The following is a 4,406-nucleotide window of genomic DNA, read 5'->3' on the forward strand; positions in this document are numbered from 1 at the left end:
TAAAAGAATTTTTATTAATTCAATAAAAAGGAACCATGAATTCATTTAAAATTCACGGTTCCTCTATTAAATCATTGTCAGATTGTGAGTTGTATGGCCCAGACGGCTTTGCCGCCGTCTTGATGGTCATATCCCCATGTGGTGGCGGTCGCAGCGACGAGGATCAGGCCGCGGCCACTGGACGGGATGGTCTTGTCGTCGGGAAGTCGTAGTGCCGGCGCTGCGTCCGCGCCGTCGTGCACGGCGAGGTAGAGCTCGGACTGGCGGTAGCTGATTTCGACGGTCATCAGCGTGTGGGCGTGGTCTACGACGTTGCTCACCAGCTCGTTGATGATGAGGGCGGCGGGACCGATCAAGTGGGCGAGGTCCCAGCGCAGGCAGGCTTCGGTGACGAAGTTTCGGGCGTGCCGTGCCGCAAAGGAGACCGGAAGCAGTTGTTCGGTGACGGTCCGCGGCGTCGGGCCTTCGGTGTTGATGATGCCCGCACCTCCGCCGCGCGTATCGAACGAGTCACCAGGACCGTCCGGGTACCCCGCCGCGGCTCGTGCTGATGCGCCGAGTCGCCATCACCCCTGGTGCTCGGAGCATATCCTCAGATGCTCTCGTGGTGCCGCGCTGGACACAGGAACATGCGATCCGAGCCCGTACGCATCGGGGCGGATCAGCAGAGCGGTGGCAGCGTGGGCGACGCTCTGGCCGCCGGTAGTCGAGACATCAGAGCAACCGCTCGGGCCGACCCGCCGGGCAGGCTCGACGGGGAGCGTGCCGGTCAGTGCTCGCCGGCACCGTCCGCCGACAGGTTGAGGACTCGTTCCAGGTTCATGAGGGTGAGTACCTCGCGGACTCGGTGATGCGCTCGGACGATGTCGATTCTGGAGTTCACCTGTTCGGCCTGCCGGCGGCAGGCCAGCAGGACACGAATTCCTTCGGAGCCCATAAATGTCACCTGGGCCATGTCCAACGCCACCCGCCGAGGGCGATGGACCCGCAACAGGTCGGTGAGGGCGTGCTCCAGCTGTGCGTAGTTGTCCCGGTCAATTTCGCCGGCGACTGTCGCCGTTGCGGTGTCCCCGGCGTGGTCAGCCACCTCGACGACCAGTGCGGCAGCAACGTACTGATGATCAAAAACCATGGTGCAGCAACCTTCTGGGGTCGGCACTGGTGCTCGGTAGCAGTCACCGCGCGATGGCGGTGATGCCGAGACAACGAACCCTGAAAGGCGAGCAACCCCGACGTGGTGCTGTAAGGCCAGGGTACGCCTCCGCCACCAAGACCGCCTTTCCCCAGCGTCACCACATTTCGCTCGGGCCTTCACCACCCCCCAAAGTGCCCGCGGTGCCTGGCTGATCCTCGTTGATCATGTCGTGCGGCTCTCACCGCATTTGAATCGGCTACTGCAGGTGCCCGGCGCTTCAGTGCGTTCAGTGGCGTTCACCGATCAGGGCTGATGATCAGCCTCCGCGGCGGCGTCGCGGCTGGTTTGCCGTGCTCGAGGACGACTCGGCGCGCTACGACACGTCGCGACGCCGATGGCGGCATCTGGACCGTCTTCTGTGTTGAGAAGAGGTCGAGCGCCGACGTAGCCCGTTCCTCACTTAGGCAGCCCGGCAGATTCTACATTCGACTCTGCCGAGCGAACCGTCACGAAGCCGTTGATTGACCAGCATGGCATGGCGGGGATGCGAGCGCACGTTTCAGAATCACCGCATTCGGTTCCACAATGGCTTGTCTTGCCATGCCGCGAGGACGCTGAGCTCGAGCGCGGCTGCGGCCGGCTCCTGCCGGTCGGCGGCGTGCCCGGGGCGAGCTCCGTGCGGACCTCGTGCTCGATCTCTCGGCCCTCTTGACTTCGTCGGACTCCGGGCGGCGGGCGGCGCCGCATCATGGGGTGCTGGGCCGTCACAGTCGTGGAGAGTGGCACTCCTGGCATGAGCATGCCCAACGCAAATCGCGTGGTCAGACGAGATGCTGTTGCTCCCTGAATTCGTCGCCGATCGGCTGCCGGCGTCCCGCTCCGCTTGATGCGGTGCTTGCTGGACACTGTCGCTGTTGTCTGCTTCGGAGTCGTGCCTGGCGCTGCGTATGGTGCAGGTCCATGCGGGCGCACGGACTACATCGGATCCACAGTGCGATCGAGGTTTTGCCGCATGGGTTGGGGTACTCCGTGTCCGCCGCCGGCGAGTACGCCGCCGGCCCGGACATGATCCAAAGCTCAGGAGCTGGCTCACATATGACTACGTCGACCCGCGGGAAGAACGAGACCACTGGCGTTGCTCGCAACCGTTCGCACGGCGAAGAGACCAAGCCTTCGTTCAAGACCACCGAACTGGTCGTTTACGTTGTCGTCGTCGTCGGCGTTTTGATCGCCTCGTACGTCGTTGGCGATCGTGCCAACAACGATGGCACGGACATCTTCGCGGCCGACAAGGCGTGGTGGTACATCACCCTGCTCACCATCGGTTACATGATCAGTCGCGGTCTGGCAAAGGCCGGCAGTCGCAGCAGTGACAGCGACCCGCGCACCGATTCGTACGACCACTAGTCACCGGATCCGAAGCGGCTCGGCGGGTCAGGCTCGTACATGTGACCGGCCGCCCGCTGGGCCGCAATGGCTCTCGGCCGCTGTCCACCTACCGTGATCATCGAGGCTCTGGCGCTGCTGACGCTCGGCCACCGCGTCGACGGACACTTCTGTGGACGCCACGAAGGTGACTCGCCCGTGCTGGTATCCGAGTCTGAGGAGGACAGTGCGCGTAGGGGCGACTATCTCTCTATCGATTCAGCAGTCGTGTTAGGAGCTCGCCCGGTGCCGGACCAATTCGCGCAGTTCCCGCACCGCCGGCGGGGCGATCCAGCCTTCCGGCAGCCGGCCCATCCGCAGCAGGTCCGCCAGATCGGTCGCGTCCCGCACGTCGTTCTTGACCCGACGGTAGGCGAACCCCTTCACACCTAACGGATGCGCGAGATGGACGTCGGCGCCGGCGTCGCGGAGCACCACCTGACCGTCGCCGCCCCGGGCCGCATCGACGACACCATCGCCGCGTAATATTCAGTCGCCGAGTGGGACAGAAGGGTTGGCGGTGATGGACACTCGCACGGAGGCTGATGCCGGTGGGACGGTGTATGTATTCGTCGCCGGTGAGATCGACATGGCCACCGCTGACGAACTGCAGCACGCCTTGATCACGGCGGTGGGGGGACGCAGTGCCACCGAGGTGCTTGTTGACTACGCCGGGGTCACATTCTGCGACTCTTCGGGGATCGCCGCGCTCGACCGGGCCTACGCCGTAGCGGCCGAGCGAGGCGTTGTCTTTCGTCTCGTCGGTGTCCAGCATTCCGTCCGGCTCGTCCTTGAGATCACCGGCATGCTTCAGGCGCTGACGCAACCTGACCGTTCATCGGCTGTCGATGTCGCTGACTCGACCGACGCGGTGCAGTAACGGACCTCGTCATCGGCGCCATTCGCCGACGAGCTGGGCGTCGGCTACTCCTATTTTGCCAGTCACGGCAGACCGGGCGGGCAGGCGTAGCGCTATCCCGTGCGTGAAGATCGCGCTCTTCCGGACGGACCGCTCAAGGACCGCCGGGCAGTCGCTGGCGCCGTCGGAGTGTTGAGACGGCGGCAATTCATCACTATGGCTCATCTCTGGCGAGCACGTCTCGACAGCGGAGCTTCTCGCCTCCGTCTTGCAAGGCCGAATAGGCAACCGGACGAACGGGTAAGGCTCGTGCGTGAACTCAGGTGGACAAGACCGACGCACGACGGCCGACGCGATGCACCGAACCGCTGAGGCGCTGGAGCATAGCGAGGCGATACTGCACAACAGCGCCGACAAGTCTCCGGACGAGGCCACCACCCGGCGGCTGCACGACCTTGGCGACGCAGTCACCCGCGAGGCCAAGATGATCGACGAGCGTGCCGACGTGATCGCACCACGGACCGATACTGCCGTCTGACGCTCCTCCCTCATCGCGACGGCTACCACACGTCGGGTGCTGGCGTCCACCGGCATGCTCGACATCGGGGATCTGAACGACATCCGACGCCCGTCTATCCAGCTGCCCGCGGCCGAACCGTTTGCAGCGAGCGCGACGGGGTACTCCGTCGACACTGCCCCGGCGTCGTTCAGCGGGAATGCGGTGGCCGCCCAGACTCCTGCGGCCTTTCATCGTCGGTCTTCATGCCCCCACGACTATGTGGACACTCGGTCGTGCATGGCAGGCAACTTCCTAGGAGTCGCGCCGTGAGCGCATCTGCCCCCATCATTACGCCGCCCGCCATGCCTCGCGCCGTGGAGCGGCCGAGGACAGCGGCCGGTAGTGATTTCGCCGCGTTGAACCGGCGGATCGCCGAGGCCGGGCTGCTCGAGCGGCGTCCCGCGTACTACGCGGTGCGGATGGGTGCG

The 4,406-nt window shown here is 64.7% G+C and carries 6 protein-coding genes and 1 pseudogene; 4 read left to right on the forward strand and 3 right to left on the reverse strand.

Annotated elements, in window-relative coordinates:
* Window positions 1-77: 77 nt before the first annotated feature.
* The gene (locus AB0M20_RS29225; RefSeq protein WP_364303534.1) at window positions 78-479 is read right to left on the reverse strand and encodes an ATP-binding protein; all 402 of its coding nucleotides are present in this window, start codon (window positions 477-479) and stop codon (window positions 78-80) included.
* 290 nt (window positions 480-769) lie between these two features.
* Entirely contained in the window at window positions 770-1,159 is a 390-nt protein-coding gene (locus AB0M20_RS29230; protein ID WP_364303529.1) for an STAS domain-containing protein, read from the reverse strand.
* Between the two features lie 1,005 nt (window positions 1,160-2,164).
* On the opposite strand from AB0M20_RS29230, the gene AB0M20_RS29235 reads away from it, so the two are divergent.
* On the forward strand, window positions 2,165-2,542 hold the full coding sequence (locus tag AB0M20_RS29235) for a hypothetical protein (protein WP_364303530.1): 378 nt from the start codon (window positions 2,165-2,167) through the stop codon (window positions 2,540-2,542).
* Window positions 2,543-2,791: 249 nt separating this feature from the next.
* On the opposite strand, the gene AB0M20_RS29240 is transcribed toward AB0M20_RS29235, so the two are convergent.
* On the reverse strand, window positions 2,792-2,947 hold the full coding sequence (locus tag AB0M20_RS29240; RefSeq protein WP_364303531.1) for a transposase: 156 nt from the start codon (window positions 2,945-2,947) through the stop codon (window positions 2,792-2,794).
* A 136-nt stretch (window positions 2,948-3,083) separates the two neighbouring features.
* Here AB0M20_RS29240 and AB0M20_RS29245 point away from each other — a divergent pair, with 136 nt between their 5' ends.
* The 3 genes and pseudogenes from AB0M20_RS29245 to AB0M20_RS29255 all read left to right on the forward strand — a co-directional run.
* Window positions 3,084-3,440 carry an STAS domain-containing protein gene (locus AB0M20_RS29245; protein WP_364303532.1) on the forward strand — a complete coding sequence of 119 codons (357 nt, stop codon included), beginning with the start codon at window positions 3,084-3,086 and terminating at the stop codon, window positions 3,438-3,440.
* Between the two features lie 334 nt (window positions 3,441-3,774).
* Entirely contained in the window at window positions 3,775-3,957 is a 183-nt protein-coding gene (locus tag AB0M20_RS29250) for a hypothetical protein (RefSeq protein WP_364303533.1), read from the forward strand.
* Between the two features lie 323 nt (window positions 3,958-4,280).
* Window positions 4,281-4,406: pseudogene (locus tag AB0M20_RS29255) on the forward strand (acyl-CoA desaturase); the annotation flags it as partial.

It is taken from the genome of Actinoplanes sp. NPDC051633, assembly GCF_040681735.1.
Lineage (GTDB): Bacteria > Actinomycetota > Actinomycetes > Mycobacteriales > Micromonosporaceae > Actinoplanes.

Bases quoted from the DNA above. Each gene is read 5' to 3' on its own strand.
- AB0M20_RS29250 (WP_364303533.1), top strand. From the start codon at position 3,775: ATGCACCGAACCGCTGAGGCGCTGGAGCATAGCGAGGCGATACTGCAC.
- AB0M20_RS29245 (WP_364303532.1), top strand. From the start codon at position 3,084: ATGGACACTCGCACGGAGGCTGATGCCGGTGGGACGGTGTATGTATTC.